Below are 22101 nucleotides of genomic sequence, written 5' to 3'. Positions count from 1 at the left end.
CACTAATCCCAAAATACCTATTTAATCATAATACCTTAGATTTATCGCGTATATTAAACAATGAATTCCACAAAATAATCTCAGAATTATAAACGAAGTATGGAGGTATTCCTTTGAGTATTATTAGGGGGACAAAAACCAATTTTTTAACCTCAGCCGAAGTATCTGCACTTTGGCTTCAGTATATGGGCGATAGCATGGCAATTTGTGTTTACAAATATTTTCTTAAGATTGTTGAAAACAAAGATATAGAAACCATTTTAGAACTATCATTTCAGTTTGCTGAGAGCCATATTAAGAACATCACCGAATTCTTAAAGAGTGCTAATTTTCAAATCCCAATAGGATTCACAGAGAGTGACGTGAATATTAGTGCCCCACGTCTGTTTTCTGACCAATTTTTACTATTTTACTCCTATATTATGACAATTCATGGGTTATCCGCTTATAGTTTAGCTGTTACAAACTCGGAGCGAAAAGATATCCAAAATTATTTTTTTGAATGTATGGTTTCTTCTAGGGAATTGTTTCAAAAAATAGTGGAATTGGCTAAAAAACAGCCAAAATATTCAAGTGTTCCCTCCATTCCTTCACCTCATGGTGCAAAATTTATGGAATCGCCAGGATTCATTTCTAATTTAATTGGAGACAAAAGACCACTAAATAGTTCAGAAATCAGCACCCTCTTCTTTAATTCAATGAAAACTGGATTTATCAGGTCGTTAGCTTTGGCATTTAGTCAGGTGGCGGTGAATGAAGATGTTCGTAATTTTATGTTAAAACACGTTAAATTAGCAGGGAAAGATGTCGAAAGCTTTGACGATTTATTACAAAAGGATCATTTACCAATACCTGAAAAATGGGATGCTGAGATTACCGATTCTACGGTAAGTCCATTTTCAGACAAATTGATCATGTTTCATTCAGGTTTTTTAGTAAATGCGGCTCTTAGTTATTATGGTGCATCATTGGGTTCAACCTTTAGATCGGATATAATTATAAACTATAGTAAAGCATTTACTCATGCTATGGAGGGTGGTGCATCTTCTTTCAATATTATGGTTAAAAACGGATGGTTAGAAAAACAACCAGAAGCGATTGACAGAAAATCTTTGGCCCAAGAATCAAATAAATGAGACGGTATTTGTGCGGTGTACTACGGTATATCGCCTTTTTTATGCTTATGTTTACAAAGCATGATTAGTGTTAATAGAAGTTCTATAACGCACTAAAATCAGAAAAAATTAAACCCAATATGTGTACAATGTATGCACAGACTTATTTTATTTAATTGATTTTAATTGATCTAGATTGACTAACAGTATGCTAAAACTTTGATATACCAGGCTTAATTGTTTATAATTGAATGTAATTTTACTCAATTGTTCAATAGATTTTTTCTCTGGTAGCGTAGAGTTGCTCTTATTAAAGAATCTACATCACAAGAAGGCCTACTTTAAAGAAAGGCCCCTACTAGCCATACCAAAAATTGTTTACAGCTACCAAATGTGGTTAAAATATAGGATATTATGGCGTATTATAATGACCATAATTTCTAAGGTCGTATTCAATAATGTGCTATACCGGACCGCTATTTATGGAAACTAAACGATAAGTCAAAGTATCTACTTTCCTAATATATTATGTAAACTAGAAAAATGAAAATTATAAAATTACCCCCTTTCTTTTATTACTGATTGACGAGCGACACAAAGATACTGAAACTTATGTTAATTCCAGTATCTTTATATTTAAGATGATTCATCCAAGCTATTTAGTCAATTATTAAAATAAGTTTACCATTTCCTATACCTTTTTCTAATTGTTCAAAACCCTTCGACACTTGTTGGAGAGGCAAAGTTCTCCCAATGATAGGACGAAGTGCACCACTTGTTAACATACCAATTACACCATGGATACTTTGATCATATTCTTCTTTTGGTGCATTCCAAAGAGCTGTTGCTAAAATATCACATTCCTTTTGCATTGCAAGACGTGGAGTTATTTCTATTGAACCACGATTTCCAACAATTACAATTTTACCAAATGGTGCAATAAGCTTTAAATCTGTTTCTAAATTCTTGTTAGCTAAAAACTCAATAATTACATCTGGTCCATTGCCATTCAGTAAAGCTAGCACATCTTCAATCGTTTCTTCTGTTACATGATCAATGACAAAATCTGCTCCAGCTTGCTGAACCATTTTTTTACCCTCCGGCTTGCTTGCTGTTCCAATCACTTTAGCACCGTGAGATTTTGCCATTTGCACAATCTGTAATCCAACCCCACCACTGGCTCCATGAATAAACACGGTTTGACCAGGCTTCAGACAGGCACGTTGAAACAGTGCACGATATGCGGTTAAAGCAGGTACACCTAATGCCGCACCTTGTTCAAAAGATACATGGTCAGGTAATGGATGTACAAAGCTTGCATCACATACTACTTTTTGTGCAAATGTTCCTGTACTTTTGCCTCGTATTAAGGACGCAATAAATACACGATCACCCACACGAACATTTGTGACTCCTTCTCCAATCGCCTCTACAATCCCTGCACCGTCTAATCCTGGGGTATAAGGCAAATGAGGGATACTAAATGCATATGTACCTGATAATGTGTATGTATCACTCGGGTTAACTCCCGCTGCATATAAACGGACACATACCTCTCCCTTTCCTGCTACTACATCCTCAACTTCTTTAAATTCTAATTTATCTGGTCCACCAAATTGTGTAACTTGAATTGTTTTCATGTTCCGAACCTCCTTATTATTTATTATATATTGAAGGTTTAGAATTTACAGTAATATCGAACTTTAAGCATGATTTTCATTTGTACTTCCGATTTAAGTTGCTTCAACATGTCTTTGCAAGGTTACCAATTCATAGACTCTCAATTAAGGACAGCCTATCCAATATTTCAAGTGCGTTACAATCGTTGCTATAACCCTGTTTAATCATTCTATAAATGAGTTACTATTAACTCAACTTTCCCATAGATTTCAAAGTCACCATATCCAGATGGTAGCATGAAGTGGTCTCCTTTTTTGAATCTATAGCTTTCATCATTTTGTTTAATTAAACCTGCTCCTGATATAACACTAACTAAGAGAAAGAAATCTTTCTCTGTTATATTTACAGTGCCTTGCAGTTCCCACTTGTGCATGTTGAAATAGTCGCATTCTACAAAGGTAGTGATTATCATATCTCCGTCTCTTTTATGAAAATGAGTTTTTTTAGGCTCTTCAGATGGTACCTTTGTAACTGCAATGGATTGTGAAGGGTGTAGCTCTCGCAAATTACCATTGTGATCTCTTCGATCATAATCATACACTCTATAGGTTGTGTCAGAGTTTTGTTGTGTTTCTAGGATAATAATACCTGCCCCAATTGCATGGATTGTTCCGCTTGGTACAAAAAAGAAGTCCCCTGGTCGGACGGGAATTTTGCGAAGGAGGGTATCCCATTTCCCTTCTACAACCATACGTTGAAACTCTTCTTTTGTTTGAGCAGTATGGCCGTAGATAATCTCCGCTCCCTCATCACAATCAATAATATACCAACATTCGTTTTTTCCTAGATCCCCTTCATTGTCTAATGCATAATTATCATCTGGGTGGACTTGTACAGATAAGTTTTGTGTAGCATCGAGAATTTTTGTTAAGAGAGGAAAGCGATCCCCCTTTAAATTCCCAAAAAGGTGGGGATGGTCTTTCCATAGTTGTCCTAATGTCAAGCCTTTAAATTCACCACTCTTTACTATGGACTCTCCATTACGATGAGCGGCAAAGGCCCAGCATTCACCTGTTCGACTAGAGGGTATATCATAACCAAATGATGTGAGTCGTTGCCCTCCCCAAATTCTATCTTTAAAAATGGGTTCAAAAAATAATGGTTGTTTTGACATATTGGAATACCTCCATAGATAGCAAAACTAATAGATTTATAAAATGGTAAACTAATCAATATATGAATTTATTTATTCTTACCGTCCCCTACTTTACAACTTTGTTCTTGATAGGCATGCATAGCAAGTAAAAGGGCTCCGGTAATACCTGCACGGTCTCCTAGACCTGGACTTACAATGTACTCTGAGAAATTTGGTAACGATACATAATCATTTAGTAACTTCTCAAGATAAAGATAAATAGAAGAAAAGATCTGTTTTTGATTCATGACACCGCCACCAAGGATGATCTTCTTCGGAGATAGAATCAATATATATTGCATTAATGCCTGAGCAATATAGTAGCCTTCAAGATCCCAGACCTCTTCCTTGCTGAAAAGATTTACACCTTGGTCTCCCCAGCGTTCTTCTATAGCAGGTCCACTTGCTAACCCCTCAAAGCAATCTTTATGAATTGGACATTTTCCATGAAAATCATCCTTAGGATGGCGCCTTAACAAGATATGTCCCATTTCCGGATGGGAATATCCCCCAAGCAAATTACCATGAATGATAGCCCCAGCACCTATACCTGTTCCGACAGTAATATACAAGCAACTGTCCAATCCCTTTGCAGCTCCAAACGAAACTTCACCCAATGCTGCCGCATTCACATCTGTATTAAATCCCACAGGTAGTGAAAATGATAGCGCTTTCTTTATTTCCTTGACAAATGGATAGTCAGCCCAAGCTTGCTTTGGTGTCGAAGTAATATTTCCATATGTCGGACTATTTGCATTTATATCAATCGGACCAAAAGAACCTATTCCCATAGCCTTAATTTTATGATTTTGAAAGAAAGAAATTACCTGAGGAATCGTCTCATTTGGTGTCGTAGTGGGGATCTGAATCCGGTCAAAAATGTTTCCAAATTCATCACCAACTGCACAAACAAATTTTGTCCCACCTGCTTCAATGGCTCCCAACATAAAAAACCCCTCCAAACTCTAACAGTCTATTAAATACTTGTCCTTGACCTGTTCATTTCTTCGACAAATCGTTCGGTAATTTGCTGAGGTCTTGTAATAGCTCCTCCAACCACTACGGAATAGGCTCCATATTCAAGAGCCTTAGAAGCCATTTCGGGTGTTAAAATATTTCCTTCTGCTATGATTGGTACTTTTACTGCACTAGCCACATCTTTCAAAAATTGAAAGTCATCATGATATAGTTTTTTTCCTTTTGTACTTTCTGTGTACCCATGCATGGTGGTTCCGACGTAGTCGAATCCTAGTTCTTGAGCATTTAAACACTCCTCAAACGTCGAACAGTCTGCCATCCATTTCTGTTCAGGAAAATGTCTATTTGCTTCCTTCATGAAGAGGGCAAGGTCGATTGCTCCTGGTCTAATTCTATTTGTTGCGTCTGTCGCAATAATATCTACACCCACCTCAACAAGTTCCTCTACTTCCTTTAAGGTTGGTGTAATATAAACGTTTGAATCATTATATTCTCGCTTGATGATTCCTATAATCGGAAGTTTGACATATTCTTTTATCACTTTAATATCAGCAACACCGTTTGCCCGAATACCTATAGCACCTCCTCGTTTGGCTGCATCAGCCATACGTTTCATAATGTTTGAACCATACAATGGTTCGCCTTCTAATGCTTGGCAGGACACAATAAGGCCTTTTTTAATTTCTGAAAGCATTTTATTTCCACCTCTTTGTAAATGATAATCCACATTCAAACATTCTGTTCCACGGGGCAAAAGTTTGGACTTCTTTAAGTTCTATATCCTTAAAGGTATGAAGAATCGTTTCTTTGTATCTATTTAACATGCGTTTATTACGTTCTTTAATCACCTCATCCGCTGCCTCTTTTAAATCGAAGTAGGTCAATCCCTTATCAGGAAGGAAATCAGCTGTCATTTGCATACGAATTTCGGCCTGATAAAAGTAATCGTCTAAAAGATGATAAATAATATTTTCTTTAATAATGTCCTCTTTTCCATTAAGAGCAACCACACCTTGACTGATTGTGGTACCAAGGGTATTACAATTTGTATTCCAGCCCTTATAAGAAAGAATCCGGTCTAGAACCTTTTCTTCGTCTAAAAGAGTTACTAATTCTAGATCTCCACCATTCGCATAGGCAGAATCCGCAACAATTACGTTTTTCCCTGATTGGACATATGAGGTAATCTCGTCAACAAAGGTAAGAATATTTCTAAAACTTGTATAGGTAATATCCTTTTTGTGTTGATCCCACGACTCTTGCATCACCCGCCCCGGTGTATTGTAAGCAAGAATGAGGTCAGCATCCTCCTCATTACTAGTTAATTGACAGCCTGATGCTAAAATATGTGCTTTCAAGCTTTCTGCAAAAGGTCTATCTTCGTACATGGGAATGATCTGTGGACCAAGTGTACTGCTCCATATTGGATAAACTTTTGGACTTTGCTGCTTAAATTCATTATAAGCTCTTGCTAGTAAGGTGGCCCCAACCTCATCAGCTCCGGGATACATGTGTATGTTCTTATAAAGCCGAAGCTGTTCTCGCTTTTTAACAACAATCATTTGATCCATAGCTGTATATCCATATTCAGCACTATCATCTTGAGGAATTGCTAAGAAATTTAGTACGCCTTCATGAACAAGCTCTAGCATCTGTAAATTAATATGCGAATTAAACTTTCTTCTTTGTTCGTAATCATCAATATATTCTTTTGGTAGTCTTGTTATAATTTCTTTTAATTGGGCAGTTTCTTCTGAAGTAAGAGTTTCTCTATTTTGTTTATCAAGTAAATAAGAGCGTAAGAACAGTTCATGGCCCCAATCCCCATAATAATCTGGCTCTTCATCATTGGAACTGTATTTCGGTGTTCGCATGATAAGGTTAGAAGCATAGATAGGTAGCTTGGGATTTTCTTGTCGAAGAGAACGTAATCTTCCCTTCCAAAAAGCAACATTTTCTTCCTTCAGGTAATGTAAACGGGATGGAAGCAGTCCCCCAAAAATAAGCATATCAATACTTAAAATGAGGGCATCTGCCATTTTGGCCTTGTCCTTAATCCAGTTCCATAATCTTTCTGTATCTGCAGCTATTTTTTTATCACCGAGCAGTTCCATTTCAGGAATGACTAAATTTATATCAGATGATGAGTTAGCAATCATTTGAACATACTTTATATTACAAGGACGTTCGTCAATCGGCAGGTAAACAAGTCTCATGAATGGATCATCTCCTATAAAAGTTCATAGTAAAAGGGGCATTTACAGGTATACGCTAACCAATATGGGAAGCAATAAACTGAAGCTTTACTTCCTCATGTATGGCAGGAACCTCATGCCCGTATTCTGGATACACGTTTATTTCCTTTGAACAGTTCAGATGGTTATATATGGCAAAAATGCTGGATGGGGGACAAATCGTGTCTTCGAGGCCAACTGACATTAGTGTTGGACAGGTAACCCTTCCTGCTAGATTCATACAATCAATATAGCTTAGTGTTTCAAAGATTCTTTTTGTTGTGGTATGTAAGGGATCTTGAACTTTAAAATAATGATAGATTTCCTTATAAGGTCCATCCGAAGCAAGTTTAATTGAACGTTCAAAATGACTAAGGAACGGTATGTCACATAATGTAAATAGGATATTTTTTTGCAGAGCCGCCACCGCAAGAGCCATCGCACCTCCCTGGCTTGCCCCTTCAACGTATACACTAGATTTACCTGACAATTTCCTTGCAACATCCACGCCTCTGAAACAATCCATATATACATGTGTGTAATAGTAATTGTCGGGTTGATTAATACCCACGGTCATCCAGCCTGCTGACCCTCCGTTGTCATAATGATTTTTGTCTGGTGATTCTATGTTTTGTCCACGAATTTCTATCATTAATACAGGGTAACCTTGTATAACATGCTTAAAAGCATAATTAGGCTGCAAGGTATTCCAATTATAACCGTGAAAGATTACCGCTACTGGTTTACTTTCTTCAATCGTCACAGGAGAAATATAGACAGCATGAAGACGTGAGTTTCGGAAGCCATCAAAGTATACATCTTTTACTTTGATTCCCTTGACCGGGTACACCCTCTCCTTAACTTCGATGTTCAATGGATATTGAGTATTTTCTTTTATCCGACTGTCCCAAAAAGAATGAAAATCCGGTTTACTCGTTAGCTCTGGCATATATTTGTTTAACTGATCTAAAGACATATCAAATAAATTCATGCAGCGTCACTCCGTAACATAGATGAAGCAGGAATTAAGTTACAGCCAAAATAATTTAAGCACTGTTTCCCACTTCCTGCCCATGATTTAAATAATCTCTTTTTTTTCGACATCTTCAAGGAAATTCTGTAGTTCTTTTAAAATTACATCAACCAGAAAATAGACAGATACCTCCCCTAAAGAGCTGCTTTCTCTGTGAATATCTTCTGTAGCAGGTATGAGCAGGGGTATACTTGAGGCATGGGCCAAAGGGGAATCCTGTTGGCTTGTAACCCCTAATGTCATACACCCAGCCTGATTGCCTATTTCTATCATATCAACCACTTCTGCCGAATAACCATTCACACTGAAACCTACCATTACAGTTTTTGAAGTCAATGAGTGAACAGACATTTCCATTTGATATGGTGTTGAAAATGCGTCAGCCCGAATCCCGAGCTTCATTAACTTAAATTTCAACTGATCCGCAGCGAAAGACATCTCATGCCCACCATAAAGATAAACTTGATCTGCTTTACCAAGGACCTGTGTTACTTTTTGGATGTCATTTTTTTGCTGTAGGGTATTGAATTTAGTTAACATTCCCGTATAGGCTTCTTTTATCGCCGTTATTCCTGACATCTCTGAATGCTCATAAAGCCGAGTACTTACAGAGGCTTCCTTTGCTAGTAAACGCAGTTTATTATAGCTACCAAACTCTAATTTTTGACAAAAACGAGTAATTGTAGCTTCCGAAACATTAATCTGGCGAGATAGTTCAGAAATGGTCTTATTAGGGACCGATTCTAAATTTGTAATGATATATCTTGCTATCATTTGTTCACGTTTTGTTAATTTATGGTTGTTGGATTCTATAATCGTTACAATACTTTTCAAGGGTTTTAGGGATTCCTGAAGCATGAAATGGCGAACTGCACCAATCATGCCTGCATCGTTCAAGTTCTGAGCTATTTTAATCTTCGTTTTACTTAAAATCGCAGGTATAATATCTTTTTCAAGATGCTTCATAATAATTGGGTATAAGTAATCCTTTTGTGCTGTAATCCCGCCACCGATGATTACCATTTCAGGATTCATCATATAGGCAATGGTAGCAATTCCTTTAGACAAGAAATAAGCCAACCGATCAATTTCTTCGATACAGATTTCATCCCCTCTAAGGGCAAGCTCAAATATTTTTTTTCCATCAATCTCACTCTCAGAAATTCCCTTTCGGAGTGATACATTTTTAATTAATATCCTAGTAGAAGCTAATTCCTGAAACTGATTTCCCTCGATTGGAATATAGCCTATTTCTCCACCGCTAAAGCTATGCCCTGTATGAAGCTTATTATCAAGAATGTAACTGCCTCCGATTCCTGTACCAACAGTCAAGCAGAATAAGCTTTTTGCATCTTTTCCGGTTCCGATCCATGACTCTGCCAAACCTGCACAGTTAACGTCATTTTCAACTTCCACTGGCAAGTTAAAATAAGCTTCCAATTCCTTCTTCAGTGGAGTCCCCGTATATTCAGGAATGAGCGATGAGGCATAAATTATCGTTCCTTTATTTGAATCAACCTGTCCTGCGGTGCTAATACAAATTCCTGCAATATCGTATTTGGATGCCAGTCCCTTGCCGTATTCTTTTACCTTCTCAATAATGGATTGGCCACCTTGCATAGCTTCTGTCGGGGATTCAAACTTCTCTATGAATGTTCCATCCTCGTTCAGGACCCCGTATTTGAGTAATGTCCCACCAATATCAAATGCTATAAATTTTCTCATTTTGTCACCTTCATTTTCTAAGGATGGAGAAAGCCTAGTACCCTACGGCTTTTCTGTTTACACGAATTGTTTTAATTTCTTTGGGTTTGAAAGTAATGTTTAGCTCACGTTTTGCCGGATATACAGTGACCAATTCTCCAGTAAAATTAACTTCTGCCACTTCTTCTGGCTTAAAACCGAAATATATTTTCGTACTAGCTTCTTGTTCGGATGGATTAAACATCCGTATGTCAAAGGAATTCTCCTGTTTAGAAATAAAAGAGGAGAATGAAATATGTTGTGAACATTGTTTAAATAGTTGTTGAGGTTTAGCCTCTTCATAGGATTGTTGTACCAATATAGGTTGGCGCATCATTTTCGCATGATTTAGAGATCTGTTCTCCTGTCCCAATACCAGTCCGTATTCGAATTCGTATTTTCCTAGACACTGAGCTCCAGGTGTTTCAAAACCAGGACCTGCACCATTACCACGCGTACGTAAATCACGTCTTGATAACCAACCCACACCTCTTATCATCGTTAAAAAGATTGTGTCTTTCCCTTGAAAATGGTCCACTTCATATTCTTGGAGTCCACGATGAACTAGCAGATGCTCATTTGCTAACACTGTTGAATAGGTAGTGTATTGATTCATGATAGCTTCCTTATTTTTTGGTACATCATATTCCTTATTTCGAAGAGTCTTTCTCTGTAACAAATCAAATGCCGTATCTGCATAGCTTACTTCTGCATCTGAAGTTGCAAATCCAACTCTTAGTTTCTGGTCCTTTGCAGCATTCTCTACCTTTGTTTTAAATTTAATCATATTTTTTCCTTTATAAAGAGTTACTACTGTTTCTATACGATTTATGACTCTTTCACTACTAGGTCCAGACCTCTCATTATCCAAGGAAGCAGGAAGTTCCATCTCGTAATGAATGGTCACCGATTGGTATGTTTTACCCCAAAAAACATTTGATACATATTTTAACTTAGCTTTACTAAACAAGTCATTTACTGGTGGAGAGTAATTATATGAATCACCCGCATCCAGAGAGGAAACGAAAGTGTTCTGATTATCATGAACAATACCAGTTATCTTGTCTGTAATGGTTAAACCATCATCATTCCAATGGATTTTATAGTATTCATTTTCTATCCATTTACTTGATTGTTTTCTAACTACTTCTGCTTCCTCTTCTATTCGCTGAACCCTGACAGACTTTAGTTCCACTCCGTCAAAAGGCAAATTAAACGCTACATCATATGTCACATATCGAGCATAGTGTGGTTCTGCCAATATATGATGGATAAATTCTTCACAGACTTCTCTAGTAAGTATATCAAATTCAATTCCCTGATCTTGGTAGAATAGCTTTATTGATCCCAAATCAAGCCCCTCAGGTATCCGAATTTTTGCTCTTACAGGATAAACATCTGAGATTGGTATATTATTTATAAGATGTAAGTATGGATTTTCTACAGTGGCATTTAAAAATTCGAACGGGAACAGGTCATTCATGAGGTCACTAGAAAATTGTTGAATGGCACTTAACACCTTTTGTGTTCTTGTTTCCATTTCATTATGGACATCATCCACACTACAACCACAAATGCTGTCATGTGGTTGATTTTGTAATATAAGCTTCCATACATATTCTTTAAATTCCTCTGAGTTACTTGTCCCATTAGTCCAAACATCTAATGCCTCCATGATGCCTATAGCTTGGTCCTCACACATTTGATTTTGAACTTTTAAATATGAACGTGTAGAAAAAACTCCCGGCAAAATAAAGATTTTGGATGGATTACGTTGCTCCCCGCTAATTTTCCCTTCAATCATTTCTTTATTGTGAACATTGATATACTCAGACATCAAAGACTGTCTAAACTTTACTCCTGGTATTTCTTTTTTTAATTGCTCGATTCTTCCTACTAAATCCGGGGAAGGAAAAGTATGATCCGCCCCATTCATAATTAATACTTTTTCGGACGTGATATAGGGAGAACTATCATTCAAATACTTCTTTGTCTGGTCAATAAAATCCTTATGTTTAAGAAACGTTTGATAGTAACCTTCAAATAGTGGTAGCACAAATGTAAACACCTTACTACCATCTGTTCCTTCCCATGTATTTTCGTATTGATTGGAAACAGCTCCTCTAAATACAAGTGCTGTATCTATATCATAACCCTTTAATATCTGGGGCATCTGACTTATATGTCCAAAGGTATCAGGGAGGTAGCCGATATTAAACTCTGATCCTAAGGATTTAGCCATTTTACTTCCTATTCCAAGGTTTTTTAAAATGGATTCTCCTGAAACGAGGAACTCATCCGCTAACAAATACCATGGTCCGACTTCTATTTTTCCTTCTCTTATAAAATTTAGTAGGCGATTGAATTCTCTTTCACTCACAATTTCCCTGTAATCATCTAGAACGATAGTTTGACCATCGAGAAAAAAGTTATCAATTTTATTCTCATCTAATAAGTTTTGAACATAACGTAATCCATTCCGTAGCTTATAGCGGAATTGCTCAAATGTTTCATACCATTCACGGTCCCAATGGGTATGATTTAATATATGTACTTCTTTAATACGGTCCATCGTCATTCCTCCGCAAGTTGAAGTTTCTTTTTAAGTACAGCACCATTGATCCGATTTAGTCCAAGGGACTCTTTTACAGAAAGTGCACAAGCAAGTCCTGCTGCCTGCCCCATGTCTCTTACCGTTGGCTGTATTCTTAAAGAGGCCTGCATTAAAAATGTACATGATATATGTCGCCCGACCACAACAAGGTTATTTACTTCCTTAGTAATCATTGACCTATAAGGGATTTCGTAGTATTCCCCCTTAAAGAATTTGGACTGGTTCACATCTTCCTTTGATACACTGTGAACATCGATATACCAATCCCCCCGTGCAATACCGTCTTCAAATCGGGATCTGTTCACATAATCATGTTCTGTTAGTACATATTGACCAATAATTCTCCATGATTCCCTTATGCCCAGTTGGTTAGCTTCCTTTAAAAGAAAAGCATGTTCAAATCCAGGTACATACTTTGGTAAAAATTTCACAAGTCTATGAATCATCTCTCTACCTTTTACAACTGCCTTGGAACGGAGTTTCGGGTCAGTCGTCTTTACTATTCCAGGAATATGTGGGCAATTAAACGACATGACTGTTGGTTTACCAGGTTGAGTAAAGGCTTGGAAGTATCGAAGGTCTTCTTCCATCAAGTCTCCATTTTCCAATCCTTTTCTAAACAGGGGCTCTAGAAAATGGCCTTTTCCAGGAACCATGGCAATTTCAAAGAATTCCGGGTCTTCAATTTTGCAAAAGGTCTCTCCCTTTGAAAGAATAAAATCTCTTAGAACGGGGATGTTAATTCCACCCATTTCAAATCTAAAGGAAATCTGTTGATTCCGTTGCTCTTTATCACCAGATTCAACTGTAACTCCTGCTGATCTGGATAGAATGGCATCTGCCGAGGCATCAATAAATGTTTTTCCTTTTATAGCAACAAGTCCACTACAAGTACTAACGATAATATGGGTTATGTCCCCGCCTTCTTTAATACAGTCAATAAACTTGGCATCATAAAGAATTTCTCCACCACGTTCAGTAATCAATTGTTCAAGAACATAGCTTAGTGCCTCCACATTAAACCAACTACATTCTGTTGTACCATCAACAGTTTTTATATTTTCTTGATTAAGTCGTTCAATAATCATTTGGTTGATACGCTGTATTTTTACATGAGTAGGCATCATGGGTGAGACAAGTGAATTTGTCTGTGTCCCACCGAGCGAAATCGTTTTTTCCACAATTAATGTAGAGATCTTTTCTTCTAATGCAGAAAGTGCAGCCGTAGCACCTCCTGTTCCTCCACCTACTACAATACAATCCATTTCATAGATAATAGGAATTTCATGTCCGAAGAAGCTTAAAGAATCCAATAGATCACCTCATTCCAATCTTTTAAATTATCCTTTTACTGCTCCATCCGTAGCTCCAGAGATGAAGTACTTTTGCAACCATATAAAGATTAATAGAGTAGGAATCGTAGTTAAAATTGAAGCCGCACTAATTAACTTCAGATTTGATCCATCAAAGTTTTGAGATAACTGTGCCAAGCCAATCGATAAGGTATATTTGTTGCTTTCAGTAGAATTTAAAAGTGGCCATAAATAATCACCCCATGTTCCCATGAAAGTAAAAATAGCGAGTGTGACCAGGGTTGGTTTCACAAGGGGCAGAACAACCATATACCAAACCTTGAATTTATTTGCTCCATCTAAATAGGCCGATTCTTCGAGATCTCTTGGTACACGTAAATAAGCTTGACGCATAAGAAAAATCCCAAATGCGGTAGAGACTTGCATAACAATTAAGCCTACATGTGTATTCCTCAGTCCTAATTCACCTGATAGTTGAAAAAGGGGGGCCATATAAAGCTGAAAAGGAACCATCATCGTTGATATGATCAAAGCAAGAACTACACTTCTGCCTCTAAAATCCATCCTTGCAAGCGGATAAGCTGCTAGGCTGCAGAATAATAGATTTAAAGGAATGGCAAGGCCAGTAACAATTACTGTATTTAAGAAATATGTAGCAAAATTTGCTTTATTAAAGGCAATAACAAAATTTCCAAAGGTTGGATCGTTTGGAATTATTCTGTCGTAAATTCCTTCACCTGGGGATTTTACTGCCATAAATAATGTTATAAGAAATGGCCCCACTGTTAAAACAGTAATGAAGATCATCAGGGCGTACATCCATACTTTTTGTTTTAAACGCTTAGATTTCATATTTGTTCCCTCCGATCGTTTAGGCTCTTAGATCATCTTCACGTTTACTAGTCATCTTCATTTGAAGAAGTGAAGCGCCAATAGCAAGGACCAATAGTACAAGGCCTGCTGCAGAAGCAATACTGACATCAAGGCTGTTGAATTTTGCGTAAATATACATAACGAGTGTCGTGGTTGCTCCAGCAGGACCTCCACCAGTCGTTAACGCAATTTCTTCAAACACTTTCATACCTGCAATAATAGTCATAACGGAAACCAGAGTAATTGATGGGGTGAGCATTGGAATGGTTATTCTAGTGAATTGCTGCCAAATTGAAGCCCCGTCAATATCAGCTGACTCGTACACATCCCTTGGAATCGACTGTAGACCAGCTAAATATATGATCATATAGTAGCCAAGTCCTTTCCAGACGGTTATAGCAGAAACGGCAACTAGAGCCGTAGAGGATTGGACCAGCAAGTTGGTCGGAGAGTCGAATATCCCTATCTTCAAAAATAGGTCTGAAATAATTCCACTTTGTGAATAAAGCATTTTCCACATTAAAGCTGCCACTACCATGGGTGTAATAACTGGAAGGTAATAAAGAACACGAAAAGTTTCCGCTCCTCTTATTTTTTGATTTACCAAAACAGCAAGTATCATTGGCAAAAATACATTTAATGGTAAAACCATGAGTAAAAAAACAATTGTGTTTAATAATGCGTTCCAAAAATACTTATCTGAAAAAATTTCTTTAAAATTATCTAACCCAACAAATTCTCCGGAACCGGCAATGATTTTATAATCTAAGAAGCTCCATTTAAATGCTTCAATAATGGGGTAAACAAGAAAAACTCCTAAAATTGCTATGGATGGTAGCAAAAATAACCACGGTGTGATTTGTTTCATTCCCCAACTTATCTTTTTCGGGACGGGCTTAATCTTTGTATTTTGAATGATTGCGGGTTCTCTCTCCATCTTTAACTCTCCTTTTAAAAACTAGAGACTAGCTCTTTCATTAGAAAAGCTAGTCTCTCGAACAAAGCAGGTACAAGCTTTATAAAATAGTAGTCATTTCTGCCTTCCTCTAAATTAGGATCAAACCATAGCCTCACTACTTAAACTCTCTGCATTCACTTTAGAAAGTAACTTTTTCACCCGTTTTCTCAAAAGCTTTGTTCCACTCTTCTTCCAGTTCTTTCAATGCTTCTTCAGGTGATACCTTTCCTTGTAGGTTTTTCGTAAAAATGTTCTTTGTAGCAGCACGAAGATCAGCACTATTTTCAGTAGGTGGTATCAATACCTCAGCACGACTTAGTGATTTAGAAGCCTCTAACATCCCAAGACCCTTTGGTGAGTCTCCCGGATTTGCGAAATAGTCATCTTCTAATGACTCTTTAGTTGATGGAAGAATCGTTCCTGCTACCTTCGCAAACTCAAGCTGATTATCAGCATTTGTCACAAATTCTGCTAGCGCAACGGCGGCTTCTTTGTTCTTTGTTTTAGCAGGAACTGCGAAGTTCATTACTGCCACATTAACAGGAGCATTTGTATCATTTAATGGTTGACCAGCTTTAGAAGCCTTAAATACTTCTGGTGCACCTGATTCTACTGGACCTAAAAAAGTGACTCCACCTTCAAGTAAGGAGATATTTCCTGCCATATATAATTCTTGGCCAGTTTTGATAGATCCTTCAGCTGTCTCTTGCGGAATCATACCTTCTTTGTACATTTTTTGAGTAAGCTCAAAGAATTCCAAAATAGCCTGATTACCTTTTAGATTTGCTTTGCCATCCTTTACAATTGGTTCACCATTTGATATAGAAACCATTTTTTCCATGATGGTATTTCCATCGTTAATTACTGGATAGTAAGAAGGTTTTCCAGTTGCTTCAGTAACTTTCTTAGCAGTTTCATAGATTCCTTGAGTTGTAGTAGGCAATTCTGTTACACCTGCTTCTGTAAAATGATCATCATTGTACCAAGCTACAGTAGTAGTTAGATACCAAGGCAGCGCAAACAGCTTACCATCGTATTTCCCTGATTCGAATGGACCCTCTACATATGCATTATTTGCTTCATCACTAATTTCATTAGTTAAATCAAGCAAGCCACCCTGAGATGCAATATTCGACATATAGTGAGGGTTTAAATTGACCACATCAGGTACATCACTTCCTGTAAGAGAAGTAAGTACTTTTTGCTCCATTTCGTTCTGAGGAACATCTTGGATAATGACGTCCAGTTTGGGATGTTGTTCTTCAAATTCCTTTTCTAATTCTTTAAAATATGTATCAAAAGGTTCACCAGCAAGTGATGCCGTCCATAACGTAACTTCACCTGATAGCTCTCCTGCTTTTGAAGTGTTATCCTCTTTTTCCCCGCTTGCTTGATCTTTGTTACAAGCCATTAAACTCATTGAAAGTGCTGCAACAATTGAACCTGCAACGAATTTCTTTGCCGCTTTTTTCTTCATATAATTTTCCCCCTAGAGAATATTTTAGAAAGCGTTTTCTAATCTTTATTATAAATGGAATCTACTTAACTTTCAATTCAATTTGTAAATTATTTTACCTGTTTTATATTTATTGAAAATTAATTTCATTTTTCACTGAAGAGTAGTCTAACCATTAAAGACTACTCTTCTTTTCTTAATTAGTTTTGATGCTTCAAATAATAATTCACCCACATTTTTGTTTCTGTTAACTGGTCTTTCATTCTATTTCCAACAACCTGATCGAGCTTTTCTGCCGACATGGCTTTTTGAATATGTTCCTCCACTACTTCATAATAGTCGCTGCTACTATTCGGATTTTTCTCAATTGCCTTTTCTAATTTTTTGATTGATTGTCTGATACTGATTCCTTCAGTTTCTTCTACCGCTCCTTTAGGTATATAAAGATGATTAATCTCCTTCTGCAAGTCTTTTAATACTGCAAGACTAGCTAGAATAGGCTCTTCACCTGGGTTAACTGCTTTTTCTCTCCATGGACCCTTCCCAAGCGCATCAACAGATGGAGCACTCGCTTGACCAAACGCAAACATATTAACACCTGATGTTCCAAACTTAGCTGATATCACGTCATTGACGCTTGCCATCTCGCTTAAATGGTGGTAGAACGAATAGATACCAGTATAGTACATGGTTCCTTTAGGCATTAGCTTTTTACTTGCTTGAACCGTTTGTTGGATGCTATTAAAATCATGTCCGTATGCTTGAGGAATGACACCATCAAGGTCATCCTTCCAATCATTGATTAGCACAGCTTCAGGACCAGGCTCTGGAGTTGCTGTCAACATAAATTGCTTATCATTTGCCTTTGACTGTTCATGTAATTTATGGACAAAATCATTTTCTCGATTTCGAATCCACTCCTGCCAGTCCTGCCACTCTGATGGGTTGTCGGTAGGGTTTATTGTCATTGGATCAGTACCAGTGTGTTCTTTGTACATGTCTTTCACTGTATCACTATAACCATAACTCTGTTCAAATTTATGGTGTGGATAACGCATGTAATCAATATTCAAACCTTTAATATCGTAGCTGTTTTGCATTTCTTTATATATGTCCAACATGAACGTCTGAACATCAGGTTGTGCTATATCTAACCAATAATATTGATTGGAGGTGTCAGGTTTCGGCTGTCTTGTTGTGTTGGAGCGTTGAATAGCAGCCCAGGAAGGATATTTTTTAAATTGAGAAGGTAAACCAAGAGAACCATGTCCAATCATAAACCCGTCCGTCCAAGCCTGAATGGTAAGACCTCGTTTTTTCCCTTCCTCAATATATGCTTTTAGCAAATCTTTTCCGTACATACCGTAATTCCCATTTTCAAACCTTGGATGTTGCTCTGGAAGCCCATAGGCTTTCATTGTTTCACTTGGATAAATGGTATAGCCCCAAAATGTGGTTTCAAGATAAACTGAATTGAACCCCGCTTTTTCCATACGGTCTAGTACTTGTTTTACCCCATCTAAGGTAGTCTCCTCTGGTCGGTACCAGATTGCTCTTTGCTCTGCCATATTGGATGGAAGTGAATAATAATATGCGTCATAAGCAAGTTGCGTAGCCTGACGTGTCATGTCCAAAGAGCGTACCGGGTCACTCGTATTCATCGCTTCCGCTTCTTTTAAAATTGCCTCTGCCTTCTGAACCGCTTCCTCAGCCATCGTCATTTCAACATCTAAAAATTCTGCATTCGCTTTCGCAATGTTTGCTTTTGCCTGCTGAATGGACTGTTTGCTTTGGTATTGGAAACTCTCTACATCTTGTACTATTTGAACTAATCCCGTTTCACTTACTGTCACTTTTGCACCAATAATAGAGTTAGAAGAAATCCATTTAGAAGCTATGCCATGACCGCTGACTACGAATCCATTCTTAGGAATCTTGGAGTTTCCACCACCAAGTTTAGTTACAAATCCATTTTCGACTGTAATTTCATATCCATATGGATTCGTCTTCGTTGATTCACCAAAGGAAGGAGTATAGACAATGAGTTGATCTGGTCCGCGGTATCCATCAAAAACAGCGCCAGATGGATTTGATTGAGCAGTAGGATCTACCGCGTTTGTCTGCATTTGTTCCTGTTTTATCATTGGTTCATGAAGGGTAACAGTCTCACCGTTCTCCAATTGTGCCAAGAAACTTTTAATCTCTAAAGTTGTCAAATCACCTGTTGAGAGAACAAGGCCATTTTCGGGGATTTCACTGTCTCCATCCGTACGCTTTACTACACGATATGTATTTAGGCCACTTTTTTCAAGCACAACCTCAAAGCTACCTTTATCCGTCTCCGTGTAATAACTGAACATGTCATTGAATGCTATTAACTTATTATCATTCAAACGTTCGTTCAGAGAATTAATTTTCATCATATCTCCCGATTGGTCCACTACCGCTAAAACATTCACGGGAACTCCATTTTCTGCTTTGACATTCCCTAATGCCCCCATAGAAGAAAATACTAAACTTGAAGCAAGAATCGAACCAGTAACAACATTCCATTTCATTTTCACCATTCATCCCCCTTTATAGAGTTAACGCTCCAAGCAAATAGAAATGGTAGCGTTTTCAAATTTATTATAAACGCAAATCAAGCACCCTTACAACAATAAAATAAAAATAATTTCATAAATTACTAATAAATGAAAATTATTTTCTTTTTTTAAAAAATTTGATTCTAAAGAAGGATTGTTGTTAGCTGAAAATATTGAGAAAATAATTTTTTTATATCTATTTAACAGGGTAAAAGCACTTTCTTACGGCTATGAACTTCAATTGCTGTTGCTTCTGGTATGCTGTTAAAATACGACCAATCCTTATATCTGCTATCGAGATATGCTTGATGAGCATATCTAAAAACATATATACTAAAACATACTATAGGAGGTGTGTTATATGGAACTTAGAGTTTTGCGTTATTTTCTTACAGTTGCAAGAGAAGGAAGCATGACGGCAGCTGCTGATTTTTTACATGTTACACAGCCAACCTTATCCAGACAAATAAAAGATCTTGAACAAGAATTAGGAAAAAAGCTTTTTATTCGTAGTAGTCACAGTATCATTCTTACAGATGAAGGAATGCTCCTTCGAAAGAGAGCAGAGAATATAGTTGATTTGGTCGAAAAATTAGAGACAGAATTTCATACGATGGAAGAAACAATAAGTGGTAATGTTTACATTGGTAGCGGGGAAACAGAAGCAATGAAACAGATTGCTAGGGTTGTAAAACATTTACAAGTACGGTATCCAAATATACGGTATCATCTTTACAGCGGAAACGAGGATGATGTGACAGAACGGCTGGATAAGGGATTGCTTGACTTTGGGATATTAATTCAACCAGCTGACATTTCAAAAAACAATTATATCAATATCCCAGCTAAAGATGTTTGGGGCGTTATTATGAGGAAAGACAGTCCTCTTGCTGTCAAAGATACCATTACAGCGGCCGATTTAATAAATGTACCGCTAATCTGTTCACGACAGGCGTTGAAACAGACATATTCAAAAAATGAATTTATGGATTGGTTTGGCGAAGATTTCGATAAATTAAACATTGTGACTACCTACAATCTTGCCTACAATGCTTCCATTATGGTTGAAGAAGGCATTGGTTATGCCTTAGTCCTTGATAAAATAGTCAATACGTCCAGTGATAGCAACCTTTGTTTCAGACCGCTAGAGCCAAGAGTGGAGTCTAGCTTAAACCTTGTTTGGAAAAAGCATCAGGTTTTATCCGCTGCTGCAGAGTTGTTTTTAAATGAAGTTAGGCGGAAATTTCAAATTATATGAATGGACGGCAGCGAAGTAACCTATTAATTTTGCTCTTAAACTAAGGTGCTTATCGTTATAGCAAAAAATAAAACGCTCAATCTGAGCGTTTTATTTTTTCAAATGTCAATGTCGCTGCTGCTGGGCTGGTCATCTCTCGCGCAATTGTTCGTGATCTATATAGTGGAGTTGAACTAACTAAGTTTTTTGCTCTTCTCACTATGATAACTAGTGTCACTCCATTACTCTCGCCACTTGCAGGAAGTGCCGTTACATCCTATACCTCTTGGATGGGTGTGTTCATTTTTACAGGACTGTTAGGAATATACCTAACAATCATAACATCATGGAAGATAAAAGAAACTCTACCCATGGACAAACGGATACAGAGTAACTTTAGTGAGTTATTGAACAACTATAAAAAATTGACACTAAATCGAACTTTTATGGGCTATGCACTTGTATCAGGTATCATATTTGCAGGTGTGTTTGCTTATGTTTCTGGAAGTCCTTTTGTTTACCAAAAGATTTATGGTGTGTCTCCTCAAGTTTTTTCGCTACTATTTGCTTTAAATGGGATTGGTCTAATATTAGCTTCTCAACTTACTAAATACCTAGCGGGACGAGTAAATCCAGGTAATATTCTTTTGTTTGGATTGTGGTTTGCTTTTGCTGCTAGTCTCTCAGTTCTACTTGTAGTCTTGTCTCATGGACCGTTATTTGCATTGGTTATTTCACTCTTTATATTCAATGCATCAAATGGTATCATTGGACCGATTTCATTTACATTAGCAATGGAGTCTCAAGGACAAATTGCAGGAAGTGCTTCTGCTTTGCTAGGGATTCTTCCATTTTTTTGGGTTCTGTTACTTCCCCATTAGTGGGAATGGCAGGTGAATTTTCTGCTTTGCCATTAGGAGTGATTATTTTCACTTCCAGTTTGTTGTCCGCATTACTCTATGTGGTGCTAATTAAAAACGGCAAAGCGATTGCCTCAACCAAAGAAATTAGTAATCTTTAAAGATATTCTAATAGACTAGGTTATGGGTGATTTTCCTTTGGCAGACCTTTGCTCCATTCACGGAAACCCTTGTGTTGAAGGAATTTAATTTTTCGTCAATTTAACCTTTACAAAACTACAAAGACT

At 37.3% G+C, this 22101-nt stretch carries 17 protein-coding genes; 4 read left to right on the top strand and 13 right to left on the bottom strand.

All coding sequences use genetic code 11. The annotated features are described in order from the left end of the window. Positions 1-113: 113 nt before the first annotated feature. Entirely contained in the window at positions 114-1136 is a 1023-nt protein-coding gene (locus M3175_RS13305) for a DUF3231 family protein (RefSeq protein ID WP_251519652.1), read from the top strand. Between the two features lie 638 nt (positions 1137-1774). Here the strand turns inward: M3175_RS13305 and M3175_RS13300 are convergent. The 13 genes from M3175_RS13300 to M3175_RS13240 form a co-directional block, all read right to left on the bottom strand. Next, positions 1775-2755: an NADPH:quinone reductase gene (locus tag M3175_RS13300; RefSeq protein WP_251519651.1), complete on the bottom strand. Its 981-nt coding sequence runs from the start codon at positions 2753-2755 to the stop codon at positions 1775-1777. Positions 2756-2964: 209 nt separating this feature from the next. Continuing rightward, positions 2965-3909 carry a mannose-6-phosphate isomerase, class I gene (gene manA / locus M3175_RS13295; RefSeq protein ID WP_251519650.1) on the bottom strand — a complete coding sequence of 315 codons (945 nt, stop codon included), beginning with the start codon at positions 3907-3909 and terminating at the stop codon, positions 2965-2967. A gap of 68 nt (positions 3910-3977) precedes the next feature. After that, positions 3978-4877 (bottom strand): ROK family protein, encoded by a 900-nt coding sequence (locus M3175_RS13290; RefSeq protein WP_251519649.1) that lies wholly within the window; start codon positions 4875-4877, stop codon positions 3978-3980. Positions 4878-4906: 29 nt separating this feature from the next. Continuing rightward, positions 4907-5602 (bottom strand): N-acetylmannosamine-6-phosphate 2-epimerase, encoded by a 696-nt coding sequence (locus tag M3175_RS13285; RefSeq protein WP_251519648.1) that lies wholly within the window; start codon positions 5600-5602, stop codon positions 4907-4909. Position 5603: 1 nt separating this feature from the next. Next, positions 5604-7124, bottom strand: a complete 1521-nt coding sequence (locus tag M3175_RS13280) for a DUF4127 family protein (protein ID WP_251519647.1) — start codon at positions 7122-7124, stop codon at positions 5604-5606. Positions 7125-7179: 55 nt separating this feature from the next. Further along, entirely contained in the window at positions 7180-8133 is a 954-nt protein-coding gene (locus M3175_RS13275; protein WP_251519646.1) for an acetylxylan esterase, read from the bottom strand. An 87-nt stretch (positions 8134-8220) separates the two neighbouring features. Continuing rightward, positions 8221-9900, bottom strand: coding sequence for an ROK family protein (locus M3175_RS13270; protein WP_251519645.1), 1680 nt, complete (start codon positions 9898-9900; stop codon positions 8221-8223). A gap of 34 nt (positions 9901-9934) precedes the next feature. Next, positions 9935-12490, bottom strand: coding sequence for a glycoside hydrolase family 38 N-terminal domain-containing protein (locus M3175_RS13265; protein ID WP_251519644.1), 2556 nt, complete (start codon positions 12488-12490; stop codon positions 9935-9937). A 2-nt stretch (positions 12491-12492) separates the two neighbouring features. Then, entirely contained in the window at positions 12493-13845 is a 1353-nt protein-coding gene (locus M3175_RS13260) for an FAD-dependent oxidoreductase (protein ID WP_251519643.1), read from the bottom strand. Positions 13846-13872: 27 nt separating this feature from the next. Further along, a complete protein-coding gene (locus M3175_RS13255; RefSeq protein ID WP_251519642.1) occupies positions 13873-14697 on the bottom strand; it encodes a carbohydrate ABC transporter permease in 825 nt (274 codons plus the stop codon). A 19-nt stretch (positions 14698-14716) separates the two neighbouring features. Then, positions 14717-15655: a carbohydrate ABC transporter permease gene (locus M3175_RS13250; protein WP_251519641.1), complete on the bottom strand. Its 939-nt coding sequence runs from the start codon at positions 15653-15655 to the stop codon at positions 14717-14719. Positions 15656-15815: 160 nt separating this feature from the next. Continuing rightward, positions 15816-17153, bottom strand: a complete 1338-nt coding sequence (locus M3175_RS13245; RefSeq protein WP_251519640.1) for an ABC transporter substrate-binding protein — start codon at positions 17151-17153, stop codon at positions 15816-15818. Between the two features lie 179 nt (positions 17154-17332). Then, entirely contained in the window at positions 17333-19690 is a 2358-nt protein-coding gene (locus M3175_RS13240) for a glycoside hydrolase family 10-like protein (RefSeq protein WP_251519680.1), read from the bottom strand. Positions 19691-20078: 388 nt separating this feature from the next. Here M3175_RS13240 and M3175_RS13235 point away from each other — a divergent pair, with 388 nt between their 5' ends. The 3 genes from M3175_RS13235 to M3175_RS13225 all read left to right on the top strand — a co-directional run bounded on the left by M3175_RS13235 (position 20079) and on the right by M3175_RS13225 (position 21975). Then, on the top strand, positions 20079-20975 hold the full coding sequence (locus M3175_RS13235; protein ID WP_251519639.1) for a LysR family transcriptional regulator: 897 nt from the start codon (positions 20079-20081) through the stop codon (positions 20973-20975). A gap of 92 nt (positions 20976-21067) precedes the next feature. Then, positions 21068-21835 (top strand): MFS transporter, encoded by a 768-nt coding sequence (locus M3175_RS13230; protein ID WP_371321693.1) that lies wholly within the window; start codon positions 21068-21070, stop codon positions 21833-21835. Next, positions 21811-21975, top strand: a complete 165-nt coding sequence (locus M3175_RS13225) for a hypothetical protein (RefSeq protein ID WP_251519638.1) — start codon at positions 21811-21813, stop codon at positions 21973-21975. Before M3175_RS13230 ends, M3175_RS13225 begins: the two co-directional genes overlap by 25 nt. Positions 21976-22101 lie beyond the last annotated feature (126 nt).

It is taken from the genome of Robertmurraya korlensis (assembly GCF_023715225.1).
Lineage (GTDB): Bacteria > Bacillota > Bacilli > Bacillales > Cytobacillaceae > Robertmurraya_A.
Note: the sequence above shows the minus strand (reverse complement) of the source record. Positions and strands in the feature narration are given on the sequence as shown.

Bases quoted from the DNA above. Each gene is read 5' to 3' on its own strand.
- M3175_RS13255 (WP_251519642.1), bottom strand. From the start codon at position 14,697: ATGAAATCTAAGCGTTTAAAACAAAAAGTATGGATGTACGCCCTGATG.
- M3175_RS13275 (WP_251519646.1), bottom strand. From the start codon at position 8,133: ATGAATTTATTTGATATGTCTTTAGATCAGTTAAACAAATATATGCCA.
- M3175_RS13265 (WP_251519644.1), bottom strand. From the start codon at position 12,490: ATGGACCGTATTAAAGAAGTACATATATTAAATCATACCCATTGGGAC.
- M3175_RS13250 (WP_251519641.1), bottom strand. From the start codon at position 15,655: ATGGAGAGAGAACCCGCAATCATTCAAAATACAAAGATTAAGCCCGTC.
- M3175_RS13285 (WP_251519648.1), bottom strand. From the start codon at position 5,602: ATGCTTTCAGAAATTAAAAAAGGCCTTATTGTGTCCTGCCAAGCATTA.
- M3175_RS13245 (WP_251519640.1), bottom strand. From the start codon at position 17,153: ATGAAGAAAAAAGCGGCAAAGAAATTCGTTGCAGGTTCAATTGTTGCA.
- M3175_RS13290 (WP_251519649.1), bottom strand. From the start codon at position 4,877: ATGTTGGGAGCCATTGAAGCAGGTGGGACAAAATTTGTTTGTGCAGTT.
- M3175_RS13300 (WP_251519651.1), bottom strand. From the start codon at position 2,755: ATGAAAACAATTCAAGTTACACAATTTGGTGGACCAGATAAATTAGAA.
- M3175_RS13270 (WP_251519645.1), bottom strand. From the start codon at position 9,900: ATGAGAAAATTTATAGCATTTGATATTGGTGGGACATTACTCAAATAC.
- M3175_RS13280 (WP_251519647.1), bottom strand. From the start codon at position 7,124: ATGAGACTTGTTTACCTGCCGATTGACGAACGTCCTTGTAATATAAAG.
- M3175_RS13235 (WP_251519639.1), top strand. From the start codon at position 20,079: ATGGAACTTAGAGTTTTGCGTTATTTTCTTACAGTTGCAAGAGAAGGA.
- manA (WP_251519650.1), bottom strand. From the start codon at position 3,909: ATGTCAAAACAACCATTATTTTTTGAACCCATTTTTAAAGATAGAATT.
- M3175_RS13240 (WP_251519680.1), bottom strand. From the start codon at position 19,690: ATGAAATGGAATGTTGTTACTGGTTCGATTCTTGCTTCAAGTTTAGTA.